This is a genomic window from Bradyrhizobium icense (assembly GCF_001693385.1).
GTDB lineage: Bacteria > Pseudomonadota > Alphaproteobacteria > Rhizobiales > Xanthobacteraceae > Bradyrhizobium > Bradyrhizobium icense.
The window spans coordinates 4,929,228-4,951,244 of sequence record NZ_CP016428.1 but is presented as its reverse complement, the minus strand read 5'-3'; the positions used below and the strand labels follow the sequence as shown (position 1 = coordinate 4,951,244).

Below are 22,017 nucleotides of genomic sequence, written 5' to 3'. Positions count from 1 at the left end.
GCCCGTGGCCCATCCTTCGAGACGCCGCTTTGCGGCTCCTCAGGATGAAGATTGCGTTTACAACGTCCAGCCGCCGTCGATGACGTGGGCGACGCCGGTGGTGAACGCGCTTTCGTCGCTGGCGAGATAGATGGCGAGCGCTGCGATCTCCTCGGCGGTGCCGAGCCGTCCCATTGGCTGCCGGGCAATGAACATCTCGCGCCCGTTGGGACCTGCTGCCGCCGCACGCTCCAGCATCGACGGCGTCTCGATCGTGCCGGGACAGATACAGTTGCACCGGATACCCTTGGCAATGAAGTCGGTGGCGACCGAGCGCGTCAGCGCCGCGACGGCGGCCTTGGTCGCGCCATAGACGTAGCGGTTCGGCGCGGCCTTGAATACGCCGGCCGCGGAAGAAATGTTCACGATCGCGCCGCGGCCATTTTCCAGCATGCCCGGCAGGAATGCGCGGATCGTGCGGTGCATCGACTTGACGTTGAGGTCGAACGAAAAATCAAAGTCTTCGTCGGAGCAATCCAGCACCGTGCCGTGGTGCACGAAGCCTGCGGCGTTGAGCAGGATGTCGGTCGTGCCGGCGCGCTTGGCAATGGCGGCGACGGCTGCGCTGTCGCGCACGTCGAGCCTCGCCACTTCCGCGATGCCCTCGCTCTTGAGTGCGGCGAGTTTGGCCTCGTCGATATCGGTGGCGAACACCGTTGCCCCTTCACGCGCAAAGGCGACGGCGCAGGCGCGGCCGATTCCAACGGCTGCGGCGGTGACGAATGCGCGCTTGCCCTTCAGGCGGTCCGACATTTTTTCTTCCTTGAGCGATTGAGGATTGTTTCTCGACGTCATACGCGGGCTTGACCCGCGTATCCATCTTCTTCGCAAAAGAATGGATTGCCGGGTCAAGCCCGGCAATGACGATCTTGCTAACTAATGATTATCCCGCGCCACGCCGACTGTGCCGGCGATATTCTGATAACGCGTGGCCAGCTCCATGCAGGCGCCGGTGGCCTGCTGGCCGACGGTCGAGCGGTAGAGCTCCTGCCACGGCGTCTGGTTGACCGGGTAGGGGAAGCCGCCCTTGTCCTTCAACTCGGCGCGGCGCTTCTTCAATTCATCGCTCGTGATCAGGATGTTGGCGTCGCCCGTGTTGAGGTCGATGCGAACCTTGTCGCCGGTCTGCAGGATCGCCAGGCCGCCATCGGCGGCGGCTTCCGGCGAAGCGTTGAGGATCGAGGGCGACCCCGACGTGCCGGACTGCCTTCCGTCGCCGATGCAAGGCAGGGAAAGAATGCCGCGTTTGATCAGCGCCGCCGGCGGCTGCATGTTGACGACCTCGGCGCCGCCGGGATAGCCGATCGGCCCCGCGCCGCGGATGAACAGCACGCAGTGCTCGTCGATATTGAGCGAGGGATCGTCGATCCGGTCGTGATAGTCCTCCGGTCCCTCGAACACGATGGCGCGCCCCTCGAACGCATTCGGGTCTTTCGGATTGACCAGGTAACGCTCGCGAAATTCCTTGGAGATTACGCTGGTCTTCATGATCGCGGAATCGAACAGGTTGCCGCGCAGCACCAGGAAGCCGGCATCCCTTACCAGCGGCTTGTCGTAGTTCCAGATCACGTCACCGTCGGGCTTGGGCGCCTCGCGGCAGTTCTCGCCGATACTGCGGCCGTTGACCGTGACGGCGTCCTCATGGATGCGCTTGTGCGCCATCAGTTCGCGCACCACCGCCGGGACGCCGCCGGCGCGATGGTATTCCTCGCCGAGATAGAAGCCGGCCGGCTGCATGTTCACCAAGAGCGGGATGTCATGGCCGTGTTTCTGCCAGTCGTCGATCGAGAGCTCGACGCCGATATGCCGCGCCAGCGCGTTGATGTGGATCGGCGCGTTGGTCGAGCCGCCGATCGCCGAATTCACCACGATGCAGTTTTCGAATGCCTTGCGGGTCAGAATGTCGGAAGGCTTGAGATCCTCCCAGACCATTTCGACGATCCGTTTTCCCGTCTCGTAGGCGATCTGACCGCGCTCGCGATGCGGCGCCGGGATCGCCGCGCAGCCCGGCAGCGACATGCCGAGTGCTTCTGCGAGCGAGTTCATGGTCGAGGCGGTGCCCATGGTATTGCAATGGCCGACCGACGGGGTCGAGGAAGCCACGAGTTCGATGAACCCGTTGTAGTCGATCTCGCCGGCGGCAAGCATCTCGCGGGCTTTCCAGACGATGGTGCCGGAGCCGGTGCGCTCGCCGTTGTGCCAGCCGTTCAGCATCGGGCCGCCCGAGAGCACGATCGCGGGCAGATTGACGGTCGCCGCCGCCATCAGGCAGGCCGGCGTAGTCTTGTCGCAGCCGGTGGTCAGCACCACGCCGTCGAGGGGATAGCCGAACAGGACTTCGACCAGTCCGAGATAGGCGAGGTTGCGGTCGAGCGCGGCCGTCGGCCGCTTGCCGGTCTCCTGGATCGGGTGCGTCGGGAATTCCATGGCGATGCCGCCGGCGGCGCGAATGCCCTCACGTACGCGATGCGCCAGGTCGAGATGGTGGCGGTTGCAGGGGGAGAGGTCGTTGCCGGTCTGGGCGATGCCGATGATCGGCTTGCCGGATTGCAATTCCTCCCGCGTCAGGCCGTAATTGAGGTAGCGCTCGAGATAGAGCGCCGTCATTCCCGGATTATGCGGATTGTCGAACCACTCGAGGGAACGTAGCCTTCGGCCCTTGCCATTTGTCGCAGTCTTGTTGTCGCTCTTTTTCATTGGTTCCTCCCGCACTGCAAACGCGTGACCGGCTCAATTACGGCAGCGATGGACGATGCCGAAAATTTCATCCGCTGCAACGCGCTTGCCGTCTCTATTTGAGCACACGATCTTAGTTCGGCCCAAAAGATAGCGCTACCATTTTCTCAGGCGTCCATCGATGCCCGGCATCGACCATCAAGCGCTTTGCGGCGTGGAGCTCTCACGGACCATCAACTGAAATCCGAGGTCGACAACCGGCTTCCGCGGGCGACGGCCTTCGATCGCTTCGATCACCATCGTGACGGCGTGGCGGCCCATTTCATAGCGATTGGTTCGGACACTGGTGATCGAGGGGACCGCGGCGGCGGTGAATTCCAGGTCGTTGAAGCCGACAATGGCCAGGTCACGGGGAATCGATATCTGCCGACGCTGGCATTCGAAGAGAACTCCGAGCGCGATGTCGTCATTGACGCAGAAGACCGCGTCGATATCGGGCGTCTGGGCAAGGAGGTCGGCGAACAGCGTTCCGCCAAGCGTGACGGTCGTGGGTACGGAAGTGGTGACGATGAGGTTCGGGTCGAACAGCGAGGCCGCTTTCATGGCATCCCGATACCCTTCGAACCGCCGCTGCACGCGGGGGTCCATTCGCGCACCGAGAAATCCGATGCGGCGGCGTCCCTGTTCGAGGATGTGCGAAATCGCCGCAGAAGCTGCATCGTAGTGCGAGAAGCCGACCATCATGTCGACAGGACTGTCGCCGATCTCCATGATCTGCGTGACCGGGCAATTCATCGACTCCAGGATCGTGCGCGATTCCGCGGTTTGGTTGATTCCGGTGACGATCAATCCCGCAGGCTTCTGCGCCCGAAACAGGCGCAGCAGCTTTTCCTCCTGCAGGATGCTGTAGCGCGTATTGGCAAGTTGAATGGTGTAACGGCTACCTTCGGAGGAATCGTAGATGCCGCGCAACACATCGGCGAACACATTGTTGGTGAGAGAAGGAATGACAACGCCGATGACTTCGGTGCGGTGCGAGGCGAGGGCGCGCGCGGCGAGATTGGGTACGTAACCCAGTTCCTTCACGGCGCTGTCGACCCGTTCCCGCTTGCTCGGCGACAGCGCTTCGGGGTTCCGGAAAAAACGCGATGCCGTGATTGGGCTGACGCCAGCGAGCTTGGCGACCTCGGTGAGGCGGATTTTGCCAGACTTTGTCTGTTTTCGTCCCATCTTGCGCTCATATCACAACAAATTAGACGTTTGAACAATTATTGACAGCGCTACCATCGGATTGCTAAAAGCCGCCAAACTGCGGATGATAATGACCGTTGAATTCGACTTCCGGCATTAGAGTCGAAAAGACAGCATGGCGTCGTCGCCCGTCTGTGGCGCCACAAAGCAGAAAATGAGGGGAGAGAGTTCGATGTCGTCGGTACAGATTCGCGACGTGCGCAAGTCGTTCGGTAATTTTGAAGTTTTGCACGGCGTGTCGATTCCGATCGAGGATGGCGAGTTCGTCGTGCTTGTCGGCCCCTCCGGCTGTGGCAAGTCGACCTTGCTGCGGATGCTCGCAGGCCTCGAAAACATCACCTCCGGCACGATTTCGATCGGCGATCGCGTGGTCAACAATGTCCAGCCCAAAGAGCGCGACATTGCCATGGTGTTTCAGAACTATGCGCTCTATCCGCATATGACGGTCGCCGACAATATGGGCTTTTCGCTCAAGCTGCGCGGCGCCAAGCCCGAGGAAATCTCGACCGGCGTCAAGCGCGCCGCGGAAATTCTCGCGCTGACCCCGTTGCTCGATCGCTATCCCCGGCAATTGTCGGGCGGCCAGCGCCAGCGCGTCGCCATGGGCCGCGCCATTGTGCGCGACCCGCAAGTGTTCCTGTTCGACGAGCCCTTGTCCAACCTCGACGCCAAGCTGCGCGTTGCGATGCGTACCGAGATCAAGGAACTGCACCAGCGGCTCAAGACCACAACGGTCTATGTCACCCACGACCAGATCGAGGCCATGACGATGGCCGACAAGATCGTGGTGATGCATGACGGCATCGTGGAGCAGATGGGCACCCCGCTCGAACTCTACGACACCCCGGCGAACCAGTTCGTCGCGGGCTTCATCGGCTCGCCGGCGATGAATTTCCTTAAAGGCAAGGTGAAGTCGAACGGCAGCGCCGGCTTCGAGGGTCCGAACGGCGTCAAGCTGCCGCTGAAGACGGCGCCCGCCAACTCCGAGGGCCAGCCGGCCGTCTATGGCGTGCGGCCCGAGCATTTCACCATCGCCGACGACGGCGCCGAAGCCGAGATCGTCGTGGTCGAGCCGACCGGTTCGGAAACCCAGGTCTTCGCCAAGCTCGGCGGAGAGCAGGTGGTCGCCGTGTTCCGCGAGCGGCATCAATTCAGTCCGGGCGACATGGTCCGGCTCAAGCCGGATCCGGCGCTCGTGCATTTGTTCGACGAGACGACCGGCAAGCGACTGAATGGCTGAGCGATAACTAAAAGTGGCTGAGCAATAACCAAAAATATTCAAAAGGGAGGATGGACTATGCATGATTTTACCCGCCGCTCTCTGCTGCAGGGTGGCACCGCGCTGGCGGCAGCCGGCGCGCTGACCGGACCCGCACTGCTCGATTTCGCCAAGGCTTGGGCGCAAGCTTCGCCGTGGAAGGCGGAGCAGGGCGCCAAGCTCACCGTGATGCGCTGGAAGCGTTTCGTGCCGGCGGAGGACGAGGCGTTCAACGCCATGGTGGCGGCGTTCCAGTCCGCAACCGGCACCCAGATGAATGTGTTCAGCGAGGCTTTCGAGGACGTGCAGCCGAAGGCGTCGGTCTCCGCCAACACCGGTTCGGGCCTCGACATGGTCTGGGGGCTGCATACGCTGCCGCAGCTCTTCCCCACCAAGGTCCTGAAGATGAACGACGTTGCCGACTATCTCGGCAAGAAGTACGGCGGCTGGACCGATGCGGCGGCGCTGACCTGCAAGCAGGGCAATGACTGGCTCGGTATCCCCGTCGCCACGATCGGCGGCTACATGACCTACCGCAAGTCGGCGACCGACAAGGCCGGCTTCAAGGAGTTCCCGAAGGACTTCCCGAGCTTCCTCGAACTGTGCAAGGCGCTGAAGAAGAATAACACGCCGGCCGGCTTCGCGCTCGGCCATGCCTCCGGCGATGCCAACGGCTGGCTGCACTGGATGCTGTGGGGCCACAACGCGTGGACCGTCGATAAGGACGACAAGGTCATCATCAACTCGCCGGAGACGGCGAAGGCGCTGGAATATGTCAAGGCGCTTTCCGAGACCTTTATTCCGGGTACGGCGTCGTGGAACGATTCCTCCAACAACAAGGCCTACCTTGCAGGCGAGCTGTACTGCACCGCGAACGGCATCTCGATCTATGTCGCCGCCAAGGATGACCCGACCAAGAAAGAGATCACCGAGGATACCCAGCACGCGCTGTATCCGGTCGGTCCAATCGGCAAGCCGACCGAGCTGCAACTCACCGTTCCGATCCTGGCGTTCAATTTCACGAAATATCCGAACGCCGCGAAGGCCTTCGTCGCCTTCATGCTGGAGAAGGAAAATTTCGACAAGTGGCTGACCGGTTCGCGCGGCTACCTGACCCATACGCTGAACGCCTACGAAGCTTCGCCGGTCTGGACCGCCGATCCGAAGAACGCGGTGTTCGCCCAGGCTTCCAAGCGCGCGCTGCCGGCTTCCGGCATCGGCAAGGTCGGCGAGAAGGCGGCAACCGCGATCGCCGACTTCATCGTGGTCGACATGTTCGCCAACTACTGCACCGGTTCCAAGGATGCCAAGACCGCGATGGCGGAAGCCGAGCGGTCGCTGAAGCGCATCTACCGCTGACGAGAAATAGGGCGGGCGGCGGCATCCCGCCGCCCGTTCCAACCCAACCAGAAGCGACATCGCCGAGGAATCGGCCCAAGGAATCGGCCCAAGGAATCGGCCCAAGGATTGGCTCATGGCTGACATTGCATTCGCGCCGGCAAAAGCCAAATCGCAGATCCGCGAAGCGACTTCGTGGGACCAGCTCAAGCACAACCACAACTGGCTGGGCTTCTGGTTCATGGTGCCTGCAATGGCGTTCCTGATCCTGTTCCTGGCCTATCCGCTGGGCCTGGGCGTCTGGCTCTCCTTCACCGACACCAAGATCGGCAGGGTCGGCCAGTTTATCGGCTACGAGAACTACGAGTGGCTGTGGGACGACGCGGTGTTCTGGCTGTCGGTGTTCAACACGCTACTCTACACGTTCCTCGCCAGCGCCATCAAATTCGGCATCGGCCTTTATCTCGCGCTGCTGCTCAACGAGAACATGCCGTTCAAGGCGATGCTGCGCGCCATGGTGCTGATCCCCTTCATCGTGCCGACCGTGCTTTCGGCACTGGCATTCTGGTGGATCTTCGACTCGCAATTCTCGATCATCTCCTGGTCGCTGAAGCATCTCGGCCTGATCAGCCAGAACATCAACTTCCTCGGCGACACCACGTGGGCACGGATCTGCGTGATCTTCGCCAACATCTGGCGCGGCGTGCCGTTCGTCGCGATCACGCTGCTGGCCGGGCTGCAGACGGTGTCGCCCTCGTTGTATGAGGCCGCAACGCTCGACGGTGCATCGCGCTGGCAGATGTTCCGACACATCACCTATCCCTTGCTCACGCCGATCATCGCGGTCGTGATGACGTTCTCGGTGCTGTTCACCTTCACCGACTTCCAGCTCATCTGGGCGATGACCCGCGGCGGCCCGGTCAACGCCACGCACCTGATGGCGACACTGTCCTATCAGCGCGCGATTATCGGCGGCCAGCTCGGCGAGGGCGCGGCGATCGCCAGCGCCATGATCCCGTTCCTGCTCGGTGCCATCATGATTTCCTGGTTTGGGTTGCAGCGCCGTAAGTGGCAGCAGGGAGAGAGCAATGACTGATCTCCCGACCACGCACGTTAATCTCAAGGGTGTGCTGACGTCTTCGGCGCCGACCGCGGACCATTCCGAGGGCATGAGCTATCTGCAGTCGGTACCGCGCCGGCTGGTGACACTCTATCTGCCGCTATCGATCATCGTGTTCGTGCTGCTGTTCCCGTTCTACTGGATGGGGCTCACCGCCGTGAAGCCGGATGCGCAGCTCCTGGATATGGACACCTACAGCCCGTTCTGGACCTGGAATCCGACCTTCAAGCACTTCTACAAGCTGCTGTTCGAAAGCCACTATCCGATGTGGCTGTGGAACACGATGTATGTGGCGGTCTGTGCTACCTTCCTGTCGATCGTAGCATCCGTGCTTGCCGCCTATGCGATTGTGCGGTTGCGCTATAAAGGCGCCAACGTCGTCGGCGGTCTGATTTTCCTTGCCTACCTGGTGCCGCCGTCAATCCTGTTTATTCCGCTCGCCACCGTCGTGTTTCAGTACGGCTTGTTCGATTCACCGCTGGCGCTGATCCTGACCTATCCGACCATCCTGATCCCGTTCTCGACCTGGCTCCTGATGGGTTACTTCAAGACCATCCCGTTCGAGCTCGAGGAATGCGCACTGATCGACGGCGCCAGCCGATGGCAGATCCTGATCAAGATCGTGCTGCCGCTCGCCGTGCCCGGGCTGATCTCGGCCTTCATCTTCTGCTTCACGCTGTGCTGGAACGAATTCATCTACGCGCTGACCTTCCTGCAATCGGTGCAGAACAAGACCGTGCCGGTCGCGATCGTCAACGAGTTCGTCGACGGCGACGTCTATCGCTGGGGCTCGCTGATGGCGGGGGCGCTGGCGGGCTCCTTGCCGCTGGTCATCCTTTACGCCTTCTTCGTCGAGCATTATGTGTCGGCCATGACGGGTGCCGTGAAGGAGTGATGCCTGAGGCCCGTATCAGATAACAGGGTTCAAAAAGGAGACGGGTCTTGCACGTTCTGATTCTGGGCGCCGCCGGCATGGTGGGCCGCAAGCTGACCGAGCGGCTGCTGCGCGATGGCCGCCTCGGCAGCCGCGATATCACCCGCATGACGCTGCAGGACGTGGTGGCGCCCACGAAGCCCAACGCGTCGATCCCGATTCAAGTCGTGGCTTCCGATTTTGCCGACCCGGGCGCGGCGGAACCGCTGATCGCGGATCGGCCGGAGGTGATCTTTCATCTCGCCGCTATCGTCTCGGGCGAAGCGGAAGCCGAATTCGACAAGGGCTATCGGATCAATCTCGACGGCACGCGATACCTGATCGACGCCATCCGCCACGCCGGCGGCGGCTACAAGCCGCGGCTGGTGTTCACGTCCTCGATCGCGGTGTTCGGCGCGCCGTTCCCGGAAAAGATCGGCGACGAATTCTTCCATACGCCACTGACGAGCTATGGCACGCAGAAGTCGATCTGCGAACTCCTGATCAACGATTACACCCGCAAGGGCCTGCTCGACGGCATCTCGATCCGCCTGCCGACGATTTGCGTGCGGCCAGGCAAGCCGAACAAGGCGGCCTCCGGCTTCTTTTCCAACATCATCCGCGAGCCACTGGCGGGCGAGGAGGCCGTATTGCCGGTCTCCGAGGACGTACGGCACTGGCACGCCTCGCCGAAATCGGCGGTTGGCTTTCTGGTCCACGCCGGCACCATGGACCTCAACGCGATCGGGCCGCGGCGTAACCTGAGCATGCCCGGCATGTCGGTGACCGTCGGCGAACAGATCGCGGCGCTCGATCGCGTCGCCGGCAAGAACGTCACCGCGCGCATCAAGCGTCTGCCCGATCCAACCATCATCGGTATTGTCTCTGGCTGGCCGCGCGACTTCGTCACCGACCGCGCACTCAAGCTCGGCTTCACCACCGCCGAGAAGACGTTTGACGACATCATCCGAATTCACATCGAGGATGAACTCGGCGGCAAGTTTGTGGCGTGACGTGATCTCACGCTAAGTCGTGCGGATGCGGTCATGAGCAGAGTTGCCTGCATTGGCGAGTGCATGGTCGAGCTGAAGCAGGCCGATGGAGGCCTGTTTTCGCGTGGCTACGGCGGCGACACGCTCAATACCGCTGTCTATCTCGCCCGCCTCGGCGCCGGCGCCGACTACATCACCGCGCTCGGCGACGACAGTCTTAGCGACGAGATGATCGCCGGCTGGGCGGCGGAGGGTATCGGGACGGGGCGCGTGGCGCGGCTGCCGGGCAAACTGCCGGGTCTCTACATGATCGAGACCGACGACAAAGGTGAACGCCGGTTCTTCCACTGGCGCGACAGTGCCGCCGCGCGCAGTCTGATGGATTTGCCACAGACGCCGGAGATCCTGAATTCGCTGGCCGGCTATGACGTCGTCTATCTCTCGGCGATCACACTCTCGCTTTATAGCGGAGAGGGCCGGGCGCGGCTGTTTGCGGCGCTCAAGCGCGCGCGTGAAGCCGGGGTACGTTTCGCCTTTGACACCAATTTCCGCCCCAGGGGCTGGCCCGATCTCGACATCGCCCGCGCGGTTTTCCAGGAGGCCTTTGCCGCGGCCGATATCGTGCTGGCCTCCACCGAGGACCTGCTGCCGCTCTATCCCGGCGAAAGCAATGAAGCCTTGCTGGCGCGGATTCCGGGCGCGGAAGTGGTGCTGAAGCTTTCGCAACCGGCGAGCATTCTTCGTCTTCACCGCGTCCTGCATCCGGTCAAGGCCGAGCCGCTGAAAGCACCCGTTGTCGATACCACGGCCGCCGGCGACAGTTTTGCCGCCGCCTATGTTGCCGCGCGTCTTGCCGGCGCGGACCCGATCGAAGCGGCGCAAGCGGGACACCGCCTGGCCGGGGTTGTGGTATGTCATCCCGGGGCGATCATCCCGCGCGCAGCGATGCCGCCCGGCCTCATTTCCGCTATCTCCCGCAAGGCATCTCCATGACCTCAGCCACAAGGCAGGAACAACTCGCCGCCATCTTCAAATCCGCGACCGTCATTCCCGTGCTCACCATCGAGCGGCTGGCGGACGCAGTGCCGCTGGCGCGCGCGCTGGTTGCGGGCGGTGTGCGTGTGTTGGAAGTCACCCTGCGAACGCCGGTGGCCGCAGACGCGGCCAAGGCGATGATCGCGGAAGTGCCGGACGCCGTCGTCGGCATCGGTACGATCCTGAACGCCGACGATCTGGCAAGGGCGAAGGCACTCGGGGCCAAATTCGGCATCAGCCCGGGGGCGACGCCCGAGCTCCTGAAAGCCGCCGCCGCAAGCGACCTGCCGTTCGCCCCCGGGATCGCGACGGCTTCCGAGTTGATGCAGGCGCTGGCGGCCGGCTTCGACATCGTTAAATTCTTCCCAGCGGAACAGTCCGGCGGTATCAAGGCACTTCGGGCGCTGGCGGGGCCGTTTCCCAATGTCAGGGTTTGCCCGACTGGCGGCATCGGAGAGGCCAACGCAGCCTCTTGGCTGGCCGAACCAAATGTCGTGGCGGTTGGCGGTTCCTGGCTCTGCCCGCCCGCCGATATCCGATCCGGGAACTGGCCCGGCATAACCGCCATGTGCGCGCGGAACATGAAATCGCTGAAACCGGCGTGAAGTCTGTTCCCCGATAGGCTACAAAAGCCTTCAGAACCTAAACAGGGAGAACGACCATGACAGCCAGCATCGTCGGATGGGCGCACACGCCATTCGGCAAGTTCGACGCGGAAACCGTCGAGAGCCTCGTGGTCAAGGTCGCGACCGATGCGTTGGCCGACGCCGGCATATCAGCCGAAGACGTCGACGAAATCGTGCTCGGGCATTTCAATGCCGGCTTCTCGCCGCAGGATTTTACCGCCTCGCTGGTGCTGCAGGCCGACCCGAAACTGCGCTTCAAGCCGGCTACGCGGGTCGAAAATGCCTGCGCCACCGGTTCGGCCGCGGTGCACCAGGGTATCCGGGCGATCGCCGCGGGCGCGGCCAGGGTCGTGCTGGTGGTCGGCGTCGAGCAGATGACGCGGACGCCGTCGGCCGATATCGGGCGCTACCTCCTGAAGGCGTCTTATCTGCCTGAGGATGGCGATACCGTCGGCGGCTTTGCCGGCGTGTTCGGCAAGATCGCGCAAAGCTATTTCCAGAAATACGGCGACCAGTCGGACGCGCTGGCGATGATCGCGGCCAAGAACCACAAAAACGGCGTCGCCAACCCGTTCGCGCAGATGCGCAAGGATTTCGGCTTTGAATTCTGTCGCGCCGAGAGCGAGAAGAATCCGTTCGTCGCAGGCCCGCTGAAGCGCACCGATTGCTCGCTGGTGTCGGACGGCGCGGCAGCCCTGGTGCTGACGGATTCCGAAACCGCCAAGACGATGGGCAAGGCGGTGAACTTCCGGGCCACCGCGCATGCGCAGGATTTCCTGCCGATGTCAAAGCGCGACATCCTGCAGTTCGAAGGCTGCACGGTGGCTTGGCAGCGCGCGCTGGCGCAGGCTGGCGTACAGCTCTCCGATCTCTCCTTTGTCGAGACCCACGACTGCTTCACCGTCGCCGAGCTGATCGAATATGAAGCGATGGGGCTAACGCCGCGCGGGCAGGGTGCCCGTGCCGTCAAGGAAGGCTGGACCCACAAGGACGGCAAGCTGCCGGTCAATCCGTCCGGCGGCCTGAAGGCCAAGGGCCATCCGATCGGCGCCACCGGCGTCTCCATGCACGTGATGAGCGCGATGCAACTCGTCGGCCAGGCGCCCGAGGGCATGCAGCTCAAGAACGCAAAACTGGCCGGCATCTTCAATATGGGCGGCGCGGCGGTGGCGAACTACGTTTCCGTGCTGGAGCCCGCAAAGTAACCGCGAACGTGCTAACGTGGGGTGGGTAAAGGCGCGCTTGCGCCGTGCCCACCATTGGTCCGTGAGTCCGAGAGGTGAGGCTGGTGGGCACGCTTCGCTTTGCCCACCCTACAGTTTTCCGGAGCGTGCATCATGAGCAACGAAAGTTCGATGTCAGAGGCGGAACTGAACAACCGGATCAGGATTCTGGAAGACAACATCCGCCAGTTGATCGAACAAGCCGCTGCCGCTTCTGGCGAACGGAATGAGGCGCGCATCGCCGACCGGCTCAGCCAGCAGAATGAGGAGCTGGAACGCCTGACCCGGGAGCGCGACGCCAGATCCAAGAAGCAGTCGTCCGAGAAATAACTGCTGTCGCGCGCATACGGCTATACGCTGGGCGCGCCTTGATCTTCGCAAGCGCCTGCCGTTACTTGGTTCCCAGATACAACAATGCGGGCGAAAACGGCCGCATGGCGGGGAGCAAGCTGATCCATGGGACCATTGGCGGACATTAAGGTCATCGACATGACGACCGTGCTGATGGGTCCCTATGCAACCCAGATGCTCGGCGATTACGGCGCCGACGTCATCAAGGTTGAATCCCCCGATGGCGACGTGACACGGCAGATCGGGCCGACCCGCCATCCCGGCATGGGGCCCGTGTTCCTCAATACCAACCGCAGCAAGCGCTCAATCTGCCTCGATCTGAAGAAGCCGGCTGGACGGGACGCTGTGCTGCGGCTGGTCAAATCCGCCGACGTGCTGGTCTACAACGTGCGGCCGCAGGCGATGGCGCGGCTGAATCTCGGTTACGACGTGGTCGCGAAAATCAATCCGCGTCTGATCTACGCCGGCGTGTTCGGCTTCGGCCAGGACGGGCCCTATGCGGCAAAACCCGCCTATGACGACTTGATCCAGGGCGCGACCGCGTTGCCGGCGCTGATGGCGCAGACCGCCGATGGCGTGCCGCGCTACGTGCCCAACGCGCTCGTCGACCGTATCGTCGGGCTCACCGCGGTGGGCGCGATCTGCGCCAGCCTGGTCGATCGAAACCGTACCGGGCGCGGCCAGCGCGTCGATATTCCGATGTTCGAAACCATGGCCGGTTTCGTGATGGGCGACCACATGGGCGGGCTGACCTATGAGCCGCCGCTCGACAAGGGCGGCTATGCCCGTCACCTGTCGCCGGACCGTCGGCCTTACAAGACCTCCGACGGCTATATCTGCGTCATCGTCTACAACGACAAGCAGTGGCAGAACTTCTTCGAAGCCACCGGGCGCGACGACCTTCGCGTCCACCCCAAATTTGCGACGTTCGCCGGCCGCGCCGCCAACATCGACGCTGTCTATGCCGAACTGGCTCGCATCCTCGAGACCAAAACCACCGCCGAATGGTCGGCTATCCTGGAGAGAGCCGACGTGCCGGTGATGCCGATGCACGACCTCGAAAGCCTGCTCGGCGATCCGCACATCGTCGCGACCGATTTCTTTCCGGTGGTCGGTCATCCGACCGAGGGCCGCATCCGCAACATGAGGCCATCGGCGAAATTTTCCGAAACGCCGGTCGAGACGAAACGGCTCGCGCCGCGCCTCAGCGAGCACAGCGCCGAAATCCTCGGCGAAGCGGGATTCTCGGCGGACGAGATTGCAGCCCTGGTGCGCGAAGGCGTCACCAAGGTCGCGCCAAATGCAGCCGTGCCAAATACATAGGACGGACACATGGATTTCGCGCTATCCGCCAACCAGGAATCGATCCGCGACGCGGTCGGCAAAATCTGTTCGCGATTCGACGAAGCCTACTGGCTGAAGAAGGACAAGGAAGGCGGCTATCCCGCCGACTTCCATCGCGCGCTGGCGGATGCCGGCTGGCTCGGCATTTGCATTCCCGAGGAATATGGCGGGTCGGGGTTAGGCATTACCGATGCCGCGATCATGATGCGGACGATTGCGGAATCGGGCGCGGGCATGTCGGGTGCGTCCGCCGTGCACATGAACGTGTTCGGGCTCAATCCCGTTGTCGTGTTCGGCACCAAGGAGCAATGCACGCGCATGCTGCCGCCGATCATCGACGGCCGCGACAAGTCCTGTTTTGCGGTGACCGAGCCCAACACCGGCCTCAATACCACGCAGTTGAAGACCCGCGCGGTGCGCAAGGGCGACAAATATCTCGTCAACGGCCAGAAAGTCTGGATTTCAACGGCACAGGTCGCCAACAAGATCCTGCTGCTGGCGCGCACCACGCCGCTGGAAGAGGTGAAGAACCCGACCCATGGCTTGAGCCTGTTCTACACGGATTTCGACAAGCAGCGCGTCACCGTGCACGAGATCGAGAAGATGGGCCGCAAGCCCGTCGATTCCAACGAACTGTTCTTCGAGAACTTTGAAATTCCCGTCGAGGATCGCCTCGGCGAAGAGGGCCGCGGCTTCGAATATATCCTGCATGGCATGAACCCCGAGCGTATCCTGATCGCGGCCGAAGCGGTCGGCCTCGGCCAGGTCGCGCTGTCGCGAGCCGCGGCCTATGCGAAGAGCCGCATCGTATTCAACCGCCCGATCGGCATGAACCAGGGCATCCAGCACCCCTTAGCGAAGAACTGGATGGAACTGGAGGCCGCGTGGCTGATGGTGCTCTCTGCCGGTTGGCAGTACGACCAGGGCATGCAGTGCGGGCCCGCCGCCAATGCCGCCAAATATCTCGCCGCCGAAGCCGGCTTTCACGCCTGTGAGCAGGCGGTGATGACCCATGGCGGCTTCGGCTACGCCAAGGAATATCACGTCGAGCGCTATTTGCGGGAATCTCTGATCCCGCGCATCGCGCCGATCAGCCCGCAGCTCATTCTCAGTTTTATCGCCGAGAAGGTGCTGGGGCTACCGAAGTCGTATTAGCGGTCGCCGTGTGACGGATTGCGAATTTTCGGTCGTCATTCCGGGATGGTCCGAAGGACCAGACCCGGAATCTCGAGATTCCGGGTTCGCATCTTCGATGCATCCCCGGAATGACGACGATAGAAATGTGAGGCCCTGACATCATGAGCTTCATCACCGGCGTAGGGCTGACGTCCTATGGCAAGCACGAAGGCTCGTCCTCGCTCGATCTCATGAGCAAGGCGGCTGAGCTTGCCATCGCCGATGCCGGGCTGAAGCGATCCGAGATCGACGGCATTCTTTGCGGCTACTCGACAGTCTCGCCGCACATCATGCTCGCAACCGTGTTTGCCGAGCATTTTGGCATCCAGCCGTCCTACGCCCACGCCGTCCAAGTCGGCGGCGCCACCGGGCTCGCGATGACCATGCTGGCGCATCATCTGGTCGACGCCGGTGTGGTGAAGCATGTGCTCGTTGTCGGCGGCGAAAACCGTCTTACCGGGCAAAGCCGCGACGCTTCGATCCAGGCCTTGGCGCAGGTCGGCCACCCCGAATACGAGGTGCCGCTGGGGCCGACGATTCCGCCTATTACGGCCTCGTCGCGTCGCGCTATATGCACGAATATGGTGTCACGCAGGATGACCTCGCTGAATTCGCAGTCCTGATGCGCGCTCACGCCCTGACGCATCCCGGCGCGCAATTCCGCGAGCCGATCACCGTCGCGGACGTGATGGCCTCGAAACCGGTGGCGATGCCGCTGAAGCTCCTGGACTGCTGCCCGGTGTCCGACGGCGGCGCGGCGTTCGTGGTCAGCCGCGAGCCGACCAGTGCGATGGGCATTCGCGTGCGTGGCTGTGCGCAGGCGCATACCCATCAGCACGTCACGGCTGCACCCGGTTTGAGCGAGCTCGGTGCCGAGATGGCGATCGCCAAGGCCAAGGTCGCATCCGGCGTCGCGATATCGGATGTACGTTATGCGGCGGTCTACGATAGTTTCACCATTACGCTCGCAATGCTGCTGGAAGATCTCGGCCTTGCCGGCCGCGGTGAGGCGGCGGCGCGGGTGCGGGCAGGACATTTTGGCCGTGATGGCGCCATGCCGCTCAACACCCATGGCGGGCTTCTAAGCTACGGCCATTGCGGCGTCGGCGGCGCAATGGCGCATCTGGTTGAGACGCATCTGCAGATGACGGGGCGGGCCGGGCCGCGGCAGGTCCGCGATGCCTCGGTCGCGCTGCTGCACGGCGATGGCGGCGTATTGTCGTCGCATGTCAGCATGTTCCTGGAGCGGGTGCGATGACCGATCGAATCGCAGACTGGACCAGGGGCGCCGAGGCCATCGTCTATCAATCCTGCGGCGCTTGCGGGAAAGCGCAGTATTTCCACCGCAGCTTCTGCGCCGCCTGTGGCGCGCCGGCCCTAGTAGAGAGGCGTGCCAGCGGCGCGGGGACGGTCTATGCGACGTCGCTGGTCTGCCGCGCCGCGACGCCGGAAACCCGCGCGCATGTTCCGTACAATATTGTGCTGGTCGATGCGGCCGAGGGCTTTCGCATGATGGCCCATGGCGCCGCCGATCTCGCGATTGGCGATGAGGTCACGGCAAGCTATCGGTCGTTTGCGGGAAGGTTGGTCCCGTATTTCGAGAAAACGAGGTGAGTGTCAGGCGCAATGCTCACGCAGCGAAGCAACCCAGAATTACGCGGAACGGGTGAAAAATCTGAGTGCTTCGACGCGTCAACATTCAGTGCCAGTAGAACACAACGCTGGCGATGACGAGCATCGCTGTTACCGCCAGCATCTGCGCAAGCGCTTCCGAGGCCGCCTTCCTGGTGGCTTCCTTCATGCCTAGCTCCCTAGACTTGGGCATGAGTCATCCTTGCCCGTGAAGGCCTGATGAGCTCAGTTTGGTTTTACTCGGAACACCCCGCGACGAGTATTCGCTCTTTTGAGTCCCCACTCAGCGAATATCGACAGTCCCGAGAATCGACCAGCATTGAGGCGGCAATTTGGCTCGCTCGCAGCCGGTTTGTGCACGAGAAAGGGAGTTTTTTGGAGCGTGTTTGGCGGCCTGGGCCTAGGCTCAAACCTGCGCCCGCCACGTCTCGACGGTTGATCGGCTCCCTGCTGCAGTGCATGATCTCCCTGTCAGCAAATCAGAAAAAACCAAAGCCCAAGGTGACGAATGGCCCGCATCGAATATAGCGATCCCGCCAAGCACAACGATCGCACCCGCGAACTGCTCGGCAAAAACCGCAATGCGAACATCTTCCGGATGATGGCGCACTCGCCGAGCTATCTCGAACAATACTGCCGGCTGGGCGGGGCGATCAGGCACAAGGGCGAACTGGACCCGATCGTGCGGGAGCTTGCCATCACCCGTACCGGCATCCTGTGCGAGGCGCCTTACGAGATCGTCGCCCACAAGCGAATCGGGAAGAACGTCGGCGTGACCGACGAGCAGAACGAGGCGCTGGAGAACTGGGAGGCGGCGACCTGCTTCAACGAGGTACAGCGCGCCGCGCTCGCCTTCACCGACGAGATCGTCAGGCGTCACAAGCCCACGGACGCGACCTTCAACGCCATTGCCGCCAAGCTGACACCGGCCGCATTGGTCGAATTGCAGCTTTCGGTCGGCTTCTACATTATGACGTCGAAGTTTCTGGAAACCTTTGCCATCGATATGCAGCCGGTGACGGAAGTGGTGGGGTGAGCGGCGGTTGAATACGCGAACCGCTGATCTCAGTTCGCGGGGCCGTATCGCCGTAGCGCCTCCAGCGTCAGTCCCTTGCCGACGGCGCCGAAGATGTCGCCTTCGACAATGCGGGCTAACGGCACGGCCTGGGTGATCGCCTTGTGGACGTGCGTGAGTTTTACCGAGCCGCCGGTCAGGAACACCGAGTCGATCTCTTCAGCGGCCAGTCCCGCCTGAACGAGGCAGTTCCTGATACGTGCCGCGACGCGGTCGGCCAACGGCTTCGTATGGCTGACGAGGTCGGGGCGGCCGATGTCGGCGCTGAGACCGGGCGCAACCCACTCCAGCGGGATGTCCGCCCGGCGCTTCTCGGAGAGCGCGATCTTGGCGTCTTCGACCTCCATTGCCAGCGTATGGCCGCGCTGCTCGTGGACCACGCGGATCAGCCGGTCGAGAAGTTCCGGCTCGGCCGCCTGCTGCCGCACCTGGCGGATATCCGCCACCACGCGCGGCTCATACATGCGGTTGATGTTCGACCAGGTGGCGAGGTCGTGAAAATAACTCGAGGGCACGTCAAGCCCGGCGCGCTTCATGGCGCTGCGGAATCCGAACAACGGCATGACCACGCCGAGGCTGAGCTGACGGTCGAAATCGGTGCCGCCGATGCGGACGCCATCATTGGCGAGAATATCGGCTGTGCGATCGGCCTTGCCGTGGCGTTCGGGACCCAGGCGCACGATCGAGAAGTCGGATGTGCCGCCGCCGATATCGGCGATCAATGCCAGTTCCTCGGAAGTGATTTGCCGTTCATAGTCCAGCGCCGCGGCAATCGGTTCGAACTGAAACGTGACTTCGTCAAAACCGATTCCTTGCGCAATCGATCGCAGGGTTTCCTCCGCCTTGCGATCGGCATCCGGCGCATTGTCGACGAAATGGACGGGACGGCCATGGACGACATGGCGCAGTTGGCTGCCCGTAGCCTGTTCCGCGCGACGTTTGATCGCGCCGAGATAATTGGCAATCACATCGCGAAAGCTGATGCGGGCACGTCCGAGCCGGGTGGTTTCCTCGATCAGCGACGTGCCGAGCACCGATTTCAGGCTGCGCATCAGGCGGCCGGCCGTTCCTTCGACATAGGCTTCGATGGCCCTGCGGCCGATCAGAACACCGCCATCCGCTTCATAGAAGATCGCGCTCGGAATCGTGCTGTGTGCCGCCTCCAGCGCCACCAGCACCGGCACTCGGTCTTCCATGGTGCCGAGCGTCGTGTTCGACGTTCCGAAATCAAGGCCGCAGATCGACATGGGGGCTCCGGGAGGGAGCGCCCGTTTACACATTACAGGGCCATCAATCCACCCCTATCTCGGTGTGCTTTTCCTTTGCGAATCCTGCGCGGCCATTGCCGACCGATTGGGCCGATCCACAGATCAATTTCTTTCCTGCGGCGGGTTGAAAAATCGCTCTGAGATGGTCCATAAGCGGCGTCCCCGCGGCCGGTCCTCCCGCCGCAAACGGCTTTGGAAAGAGGTCGCGTGGCAAATATCAATCGACAGATTGCGCAAGAACTTGGTGTCCGCGAAGAGCAGATCGCGGCAACCGTCGAACTGCTGGACGGCGGCGCCACGGTGCCGTTCGTGGCGCGCTACCGCAAGGAGATCACCGGCGGGCTCGATGATGCGCAGTTGCGCACCCTGGAAGAGCGCCTGACTTACTTGCGCGAGCTCGAAGCGCGCCGGGTGGCAATCCTCGATTCGATCCGCGAGCAGGGCAAGCTCGACGCCGCGCTGGAAGCCCAGATTATGGCAGCCGACACCAAGGGCCGTCTGGAAGATATCTACCTGCCGTTCAAGCCGAAGCGCCGCACCAAGGCCGAAATCGCCAAGGAAGCCGGACTCGAGCCGTTGTCCGAGCTGCTGCTGACGCAACCGCAGAACGATCCGCAGGTCGTGGCCGCCAGCTTCGTCGACGCCGAAAAGCAGGTGGCGGACGTCGCAGCCGCCCTCGAAGGCGCCCGCGCGATTCTGGTGGAGCGATTCGCCGAAGATGCTGACCTGATCGGACGGCTGCGTGAGGAGATGTGGACCAGCGCGCTGATGATCTCCACGGTGCGCAAGGGCAAGAAGCTCGAAGGCGAGAAGTTCAAGGACTATTTCGATTTCAACCAATCGCTGCACAAGCTGCCGTCACATCGCATCCTCGCGTTGTTCCGCGGCGAGAAGGAAGAAATTCTGGAGCTGCAGATCCAGCCCGAGGCCAATGTGCCTGAGGCCGGCGTCCCCAGCGCCTATGAACTGAAGATCATGCAGCGCTTTGGCATCACCGATCAGAAGCGCCCCGGCGACCGCTGGCTGGTGGAGACCGCGCGCTGGGCCTGGCGCACCAAGATCCAGGTGCATCTCAACATCGACCTGCGCATGCGGTTGTGGACGGCGGCCGAGACCGAGGGCGTGCGGGTGTTCGCCTCGAATCTGCGCGACCTGCTGCTGGCGGCGCCCGCCGGCGCCCGCGTCACCATGGGGCTCGATCCCGGCTACCGCTCCGGCGTCAAAACGGCAATCGTCGACGCCACCGGCAAGGTGGTGGCGACCACGACCGTCTATCCGCACGAGCCGCAGCGGCAATGGAATGAAGCGCTGGCGACGCTCGGCAAGCTCGCGGTCGCGCACCGCGTCGAGCTGATCGCGATCGGCAACGGCACCGCCTCGCGCGAGACCGACAAACTGGCCACCGAGCTCGTCAAGCTGCTGCCGGATCTCAAGATGTCGAAAATCGTGGTGTCGGAGGCCGGCGCGTCGGTCTACTCCGCCTCGGCTTTTGCATCGGAAGAGCTGCCGGAGCTCGACGTTACCTTGCGCGGCGCGGTGTCGATCGCGCGGCGTCTGCAGGACCCGCTCGCCGAACTCGTCAAGATCGACCCGAAGGCGATCGGCGTCGGGCAGTACCAGCATGATCTCGGCGAAGCGAAGCTGGCTCGTTCGCTCGACGCCGTGGTCGAAGACTGCGTTAACGCCGTGGGCGTCGATGCCAACACCGCTTCCGCGCCGCTGCTGGCGCGGGTGTCGGGCATCGGCGCGGGGCTCGCGCAGAGCATCGTGCAGCATCGCGATGCTAACGGGCCGTTCAAGTCGCGCAAGGAGCTCAAGGAAGTCCCGCGGCTGGGACCCAAGGCGTTCGAACAATGCGCCGGCTTCCTGCGCATCAACAATGGCGAAGACCCGCTGGATGCGTCCGGGGTGCATCCGGAAGCCTATCCGGTCGTGCGACGGATTTTGGCTGCAACCAAGAGCGACATCAAGGCGCTGATCGGTAATGCCGACGTCGTGCGCCAGTTGAGGCCGCAGGTCTTTGTCGATGAAACCTTCGGCCTGCCGACGGTGACCGACATCCTGCGCGAATTGGAAAAACCCGGTCGCGACCCGCGTCCCGCCTTCAAGGCCGCGGTGTTCAAGGAAGGCGTCGAGGAGATCAAGGACCTCAAGCGCGGCATGATCCTGGAAGGCACCGTCACGAATGTCGCGGCGTTCGGCGCCTTCGTCGATATCGGTGTGCATCAGGACGGCCTGGTGCACATCTCGGCGATGTCGAAGAATTTCATCAAGGATCCGCGCGAGGTGGTGAAGCCCGGCGACATCGTCAAGGTCAAGGTGCTGGAGGTTGAGGTCGCCCGCAAGCGCATCGCGCTGACGCTGCGGCTCGACGACGAAGTCGGCGCTAAAGGTCCCAAGTTGTCGGACAGCAAGATGCGCGAGTATTCCAAGGCGTCGATGACGTCGTCGGCACCGCGCAAGCCGCAGGAGCAGGGCGGTGCCCTCGCTGAAGCGCTCCGTCGCGCCGCCGAAAAGAATGGACGCGGCAAGGCGGGGTAGGGGCAGGCGACGCGTTCCCCGGATGCTGCGCAGCGCCATAAGCGCGTTCACGCGCGTCTTCGACGCGCTATGGCGGTGCGCTGCTGATCCGGAGTCCACGATGCTGCTGCGATGGGTCCGGGCTCTGCGGAGCAGCGTTTCCGGACGATGCTGCGCATC

18 protein-coding genes and 1 pseudogene are annotated in these 22,017 nt (G+C 62.8%); 15 read left to right on the top strand and 4 right to left on the bottom strand.

Going from position 1 to position 22,017, the window contains the following annotated elements; genetic code table 11:
* Positions 1–57: 57 nt before the first annotated feature.
* From LMTR13_RS23480 to gntR, 3 genes are all read right to left on the bottom strand, one after another.
* Positions 58–792, bottom strand: coding sequence for an SDR family oxidoreductase (locus LMTR13_RS23480; RefSeq protein ID WP_065732928.1), 735 nt, complete (start codon positions 790–792; stop codon positions 58–60).
* Positions 793–915: 123 nt separating this feature from the next.
* Entirely contained in the window at positions 916–2,736 is a 1,821-nt protein-coding gene (locus LMTR13_RS23475) for an IlvD/Edd family dehydratase (protein WP_065729890.1), read from the bottom strand.
* A gap of 177 nt (positions 2,737–2,913) precedes the next feature.
* Positions 2,914–3,945, bottom strand: coding sequence for an HTH-type transcriptional regulator GntR (gene gntR / locus LMTR13_RS23470; protein ID WP_065729889.1), 1,032 nt, complete (start codon positions 3,943–3,945; stop codon positions 2,914–2,916).
* 193 nt (positions 3,946–4,138) lie between these two features.
* Here gntR and LMTR13_RS23465 point away from each other — a divergent pair, with 193 nt between their 5' ends.
* The 14 genes and pseudogenes from LMTR13_RS23465 to LMTR13_RS23400 all read left to right on the top strand — a co-directional run bounded on the left by LMTR13_RS23465 (position 4,139) and on the right by LMTR13_RS23400 (position 18,010).
* Complete coding sequence (locus LMTR13_RS23465) at positions 4,139–5,206, top strand: ABC transporter ATP-binding protein (protein WP_065729888.1); 1,068 nt, start codon at positions 4,139–4,141, stop codon at positions 5,204–5,206.
* A gap of 57 nt (positions 5,207–5,263) precedes the next feature.
* A complete protein-coding gene (locus tag LMTR13_RS23460; protein WP_065729887.1) occupies positions 5,264–6,583 on the top strand; it encodes an ABC transporter substrate-binding protein in 1,320 nt (439 codons plus the stop codon).
* Positions 6,584–6,698: 115 nt separating this feature from the next.
* The gene (locus tag LMTR13_RS23455) at positions 6,699–7,658 is read left to right on the top strand and encodes a carbohydrate ABC transporter permease (protein ID WP_065729886.1); all 960 of its coding nucleotides are present in this window, start codon (positions 6,699–6,701) and stop codon (positions 7,656–7,658) included.
* The gene (locus tag LMTR13_RS23450) at positions 7,651–8,577 is read left to right on the top strand and encodes a carbohydrate ABC transporter permease (RefSeq protein WP_065729885.1); all 927 of its coding nucleotides are present in this window, start codon (positions 7,651–7,653) and stop codon (positions 8,575–8,577) included. Before LMTR13_RS23455 ends, LMTR13_RS23450 begins: the two co-directional genes overlap by 8 nt.
* Before the next feature lie 47 nt (positions 8,578–8,624).
* Complete coding sequence (gene denD, locus LMTR13_RS23445; RefSeq protein WP_065729884.1) at positions 8,625–9,608, top strand: D-erythronate dehydrogenase; 984 nt, start codon at positions 8,625–8,627, stop codon at positions 9,606–9,608.
* 33 nt (positions 9,609–9,641) lie between these two features.
* Positions 9,642–10,580, top strand: coding sequence for a sugar kinase (locus tag LMTR13_RS23440; RefSeq protein ID WP_065729883.1), 939 nt, complete (start codon positions 9,642–9,644; stop codon positions 10,578–10,580).
* Positions 10,577–11,227: a bifunctional 4-hydroxy-2-oxoglutarate aldolase/2-dehydro-3-deoxy-phosphogluconate aldolase gene (gene eda / locus LMTR13_RS23435; RefSeq protein WP_065729882.1), complete on the top strand. Its 651-nt coding sequence runs from the start codon at positions 10,577–10,579 to the stop codon at positions 11,225–11,227. The genes LMTR13_RS23440 and eda overlap by 4 nt, the downstream gene beginning before the upstream one ends.
* A 56-nt stretch (positions 11,228–11,283) precedes the next feature.
* Positions 11,284–12,453, top strand: a complete 1,170-nt coding sequence (locus LMTR13_RS23430; RefSeq protein WP_065729881.1) for an acetyl-CoA acetyltransferase — start codon at positions 11,284–11,286, stop codon at positions 12,451–12,453.
* A 132-nt stretch (positions 12,454–12,585) separates the two neighbouring features.
* Positions 12,586–12,801: a hypothetical protein gene (locus tag LMTR13_RS23425; RefSeq protein ID WP_065729880.1), complete on the top strand. Its 216-nt coding sequence runs from the start codon at positions 12,586–12,588 to the stop codon at positions 12,799–12,801.
* Between the two features lie 126 nt (positions 12,802–12,927).
* Positions 12,928–14,145 (top strand): CaiB/BaiF CoA transferase family protein, encoded by a 1,218-nt coding sequence (locus LMTR13_RS23420; RefSeq protein WP_065729879.1) that lies wholly within the window; start codon positions 12,928–12,930, stop codon positions 14,143–14,145.
* 9 nt (positions 14,146–14,154) lie between these two features.
* The gene (locus LMTR13_RS23415) at positions 14,155–15,321 is read left to right on the top strand and encodes an acyl-CoA dehydrogenase family protein (RefSeq protein WP_065729878.1); all 1,167 of its coding nucleotides are present in this window, start codon (positions 14,155–14,157) and stop codon (positions 15,319–15,321) included.
* A gap of 143 nt (positions 15,322–15,464) precedes the next feature.
* Positions 15,465–16,600: pseudogene (locus LMTR13_RS23410) on the top strand (thiolase family protein).
* Entirely contained in the window at positions 16,597–16,956 is a 360-nt protein-coding gene (locus LMTR13_RS23405; protein WP_065729877.1) for a Zn-ribbon domain-containing OB-fold protein, read from the top strand. Before LMTR13_RS23410 ends, LMTR13_RS23405 begins: the two are co-directional and overlap by 4 nt.
* 526 nt (positions 16,957–17,482) lie before the next feature.
* The gene (locus LMTR13_RS23400) at positions 17,483–18,010 is read left to right on the top strand and encodes a carboxymuconolactone decarboxylase family protein (protein WP_065729876.1); all 528 of its coding nucleotides are present in this window, start codon (positions 17,483–17,485) and stop codon (positions 18,008–18,010) included.
* Between the two features lie 29 nt (positions 18,011–18,039).
* Here the strand turns inward: LMTR13_RS23400 and LMTR13_RS23395 are convergent, their stop codons facing one another.
* Positions 18,040–19,296, bottom strand: coding sequence for an Hsp70 family protein (locus tag LMTR13_RS23395; protein WP_065729875.1), 1,257 nt, complete (start codon positions 19,294–19,296; stop codon positions 18,040–18,042).
* Between the two features lie 228 nt (positions 19,297–19,524).
* Between LMTR13_RS23395 and LMTR13_RS23390 the strand changes: the two genes are divergently transcribed.
* Positions 19,525–21,858, top strand: coding sequence for a Tex family protein (locus LMTR13_RS23390; RefSeq protein WP_065729874.1), 2,334 nt, complete (start codon positions 19,525–19,527; stop codon positions 21,856–21,858).
* Positions 21,859–22,017: the final 159 nt, after the last annotated feature.

Coding starts and splice junctions, on each gene's coding strand:
- LMTR13_RS23475 (WP_065729890.1), bottom strand. CDS start 2,736: ATGAAAAAGAGCGACAACAAGACTGCGACAAATGGCAAGGGCCGAAGG.
- LMTR13_RS23395 (WP_065729875.1), bottom strand. CDS start 19,296: ATGTCGATCTGCGGCCTTGATTTCGGAACGTCGAACACGACGCTCGGC.
- LMTR13_RS23430 (WP_065729881.1), top strand. CDS start 11,284: ATGACAGCCAGCATCGTCGGATGGGCGCACACGCCATTCGGCAAGTTC.
- LMTR13_RS23460 (WP_065729887.1), top strand. CDS start 5,264: ATGCATGATTTTACCCGCCGCTCTCTGCTGCAGGGTGGCACCGCGCTG.
- LMTR13_RS23450 (WP_065729885.1), top strand. CDS start 7,651: ATGACTGATCTCCCGACCACGCACGTTAATCTCAAGGGTGTGCTGACG.
- LMTR13_RS23420 (WP_065729879.1), top strand. CDS start 12,928: ATGGGACCATTGGCGGACATTAAGGTCATCGACATGACGACCGTGCTG.
- eda (WP_065729882.1), top strand. CDS start 10,577: ATGACCTCAGCCACAAGGCAGGAACAACTCGCCGCCATCTTCAAATCC.
- LMTR13_RS23440 (WP_065729883.1), top strand. CDS start 9,642: ATGAGCAGAGTTGCCTGCATTGGCGAGTGCATGGTCGAGCTGAAGCAG.
- LMTR13_RS23400 (WP_065729876.1), top strand. CDS start 17,483: ATGGCCCGCATCGAATATAGCGATCCCGCCAAGCACAACGATCGCACC.
- LMTR13_RS23415 (WP_065729878.1), top strand. CDS start 14,155: ATGGATTTCGCGCTATCCGCCAACCAGGAATCGATCCGCGACGCGGTC.
- LMTR13_RS23465 (WP_065729888.1), top strand. CDS start 4,139: ATGTCGTCGGTACAGATTCGCGACGTGCGCAAGTCGTTCGGTAATTTT.
- LMTR13_RS23455 (WP_065729886.1), top strand. CDS start 6,699: ATGGCTGACATTGCATTCGCGCCGGCAAAAGCCAAATCGCAGATCCGC.
- LMTR13_RS23425 (WP_065729880.1), top strand. CDS start 12,586: ATGAGCAACGAAAGTTCGATGTCAGAGGCGGAACTGAACAACCGGATC.
- gntR (WP_065729889.1), bottom strand. CDS start 3,945: ATGGGACGAAAACAGACAAAGTCTGGCAAAATCCGCCTCACCGAGGTC.
- LMTR13_RS23405 (WP_065729877.1), top strand. CDS start 16,597: ATGACCGATCGAATCGCAGACTGGACCAGGGGCGCCGAGGCCATCGTC.
- LMTR13_RS23480 (WP_065732928.1), bottom strand. CDS start 792: ATGTCGGACCGCCTGAAGGGCAAGCGCGCATTCGTCACCGCCGCAGCC.